The organism is Amycolatopsis sp. WAC 01376 (assembly GCF_003947415.1).
Taxonomy (GTDB): Bacteria; Actinomycetota; Actinomycetes; order Mycobacteriales; family Pseudonocardiaceae; genus Amycolatopsis.
On the sequence record NZ_QHKL01000017.1, the window covers coordinates 2,501 to 5,297 of the forward strand.

Sequence of the window (2,797 nt, forward strand, 5' to 3'; positions counted from 1 at the left end):
ACCGTGAGGGAAAGATGAAAAGTACCCCGGGAGGGGAGTGAAAGAGTACCTGAAACCGTGTGCCTACAAGCCGTCAGAGCCCGAGCACATCCTTGTGATGTTGAGGTGATGGCGTGCCTTTTGAAGAATGAGCCTGCGAGTTAGTGCTGCGTGGCGAGGTTAACCCGTGTGGGGTAGCCGTAGCGAAAGCGAGTCTGAATAGGGCGTCTGAGTCGCGTGGTCTAGACCCGAAGCGGAGTGATCTACCCATGGCCAGGCTGAAGCGTCGGTAAGACGACGTGGAGGGCCGAACCCACTTAGGTTGAAAACTGAGGGGATGAGCTGTGGGTAGGGGTGAAAGGCCAATCAAACTCCGTGATAGCTGGTTCTCCCCGAAATGCATTTAGGTGCAGCGTCACATGTTTCACCACGGGGGTAGAGCTACTGGATGGTCTAGGGGCCTTACCGGGTTACCGAAATCAACCAAACTCCGAATACCGTGGTGTGAGAGTGTGGCAGTGAGACGGCGGGGGATAAGCTTCGTCGTCGAGAGGGAAACAGCCCAGAACACCAGCTAAGGCCCCCAAGTGTGTGCTCAGTGGGAAAGGATGTGGGATTGCCCAGACAACCAGGAGGTTGGCTTAGAAGCAGCCACCCTTGAAAGAGTGCGTAATAGCTCACTGGTCAAGTGGTCCTGCGCCGACAATGTAGCGGGGCTTAAGCACACCGCCGAAGCTGTGTCATTGACACATATAGATCGGCGTTCTCTTTGCGGGAACGTCTAGTCGTGTTGATGGGTAGGGGAGCGTCCTGCATCCAGGGAAGCGGCGGCGGAAGCCAGTCGTGGAGGGTGTGGGAGTGAGAATGCAGGCATGAGTAGCGAATGCAGAGTGAGAAACTCTGCCGCCGGATGACCAAGGGTTCCTGGGCCAGGCTAATCCGCCCAGGGTAAGTCGGGACCTAAGGCGAGGCCGACAGGCGTAGTCGATGGATAACGGGTTGATATTCCCGTACCCGAGCACGTGCGCCCAGGATGAGGCGGTTGATACTAACCACCCGAAGCCAGTTACCAAAGTCTTCGGACGGAGGTTTCTGTGTGGAGCGTGGGATCTGATTCCGTAGTAGTCGAGTGATGGGGTGACGCAGGAAGGTAGCTCCGCCAGTGAGTGGTAGTACTGGTGTAAGCGTGTAGGCCGAAGCATAGGTAAATCCGTGTTTCATTAAGGCTGAGACGTGATGCGTAGCCGATTGAGGCGAAGTAGAGTGATCCTATGCTGCCGAGAAAAGCCTCTAGCGAGTGCGTGCACGGCCCGTACCCCAAACCAACACAGGTGGTCAGGTAGAGAATACTAAGGCGATCGGGTGAACTGTGGTTAAGGAACTCGGCAAAATGCCCCCGTAACTTCGGGAGAAGGGGGGCCAGTGCACTTGAAGCCTCTTGCAGGCTAGGGTGTGGTGGCCGCAGAGACCAGCGGAAAGCGACTGTTTACTAAAAACACAGGTCCATGCGAAGTCGCAAGACGATGTATATGGACTGACGCCTGCCCGGTGCTGGAACGTTAAGAGGACCGGTTAACCCTTCGGGGTGAAGCTGAGAATTTAAGCGCCAGTAAACGGCGGTGGTAACTATAACCATCCTAAGGTAGCGAAATTCCTTGTCGGGTAAGTTCCGACCTGCACGAATGGCGTAACGACTTTCCGGCTGTCTCAACCACAGGCCCGGCGAAATTGCACTACGAGTAAAGATGCTCGTTACGCGCGGCAGGACGGAAAGACCCCGGGACCTTTACTATAGTTTGGTATTGGTTTTCGGTTCGGCTTGTGTAGGATAGGTGGGAGACTGTGAAGCCGGCACGCTAGTGTTGGTGGAGTCGTTGTTGAAATACCACTCTGGTCGGATTGGGAATCTGAACCTCGGACCATGATCTGGTTCAGGGACAGTGCCTGATGGGTAGTTTAACTGGGGCGGTTGCCTCCTAAAGAGTAACGGAGGCGCCCAAAGGTTCCCTCAGCCTGGTTGGCAATCAGGTGTTGAGTGCAAGTGCACAAGGGAGCTTGACTGTGAGACAGACATGTCGAGCAGGGACGAAAGTCGGGACTAGTGATCCGGCACCACCTGGTGGAAGGGGTGTCGCTCAACGGATAAAAGGTACCCCGGGGATAACAGGCTGATCTTGCCCAAGAGTCCATATCGACGGCATGGTTTGGCACCTCGATGTCGGCTCGTCGCATCCTGGGGCCGGAGTAGGTCCCAAGGGTTGGGCTGTTCGCCCATTAAAGCGGCACGCGAGCTGGGTTTAGAACGTCGTGAGACAGTTCGGTCCCTATCCGCCGCGCGCGTAGGATACTTGAGGAAGGCTGTCCCTAGTACGAGAGGACCGGGACGGACGAACCTCTGGTATGCCAGTTGTCACGCCAGTGGCATGGCTGGTTGGCCACGTTCGGAAGGGATAACCGCTGAAGGCATCTAAGCGGGAAGCCTGTTCCAAGATGAGGTATCCCACCCCATGTGGGTTAAGGCCCCCAACAGACCATTGGGTTGATAGGCCAGAAATGGAAGCACAGTAATGTGTTATCGAGTTGACTGGTACTAATAGGCCGAGGACTTGCCCACAAAGATGTTACGCATCCACTCTACAGCTCTGAAACACCACACAACCACCAGCAGTATACGGTGGTGTGGTTGTTTCACAGTGTTTCGGTGGTCATAGCGTCAGGGAAACGCCCGGTCCCATTCCGAACCCGGAAGCTAAGCCTGACAGCGCCGATGGTACTGCAACCGAAGGGTTGTGGGAGAGTAGGACACCGCCGGACTAAC

The 2,797-nt window shown here is 55.8% G+C and carries 2 rRNA genes (1 of these 2 only partly in view); both read left to right on the plus strand.

The annotated features are described in order from the left end of the window. Positions 1-2,593 (plus strand): 23S ribosomal RNA (locus DMH03_RS41895) (it extends 543 nt beyond the left edge of the window). Positions 2,594-2,676: 83 nt separating this feature from the next. Further along, positions 2,677-2,793: ribosomal RNA gene (gene rrf, locus DMH03_RS41900) — 5S ribosomal RNA — on the plus strand. Positions 2,794-2,797 lie beyond the last annotated feature (4 nt).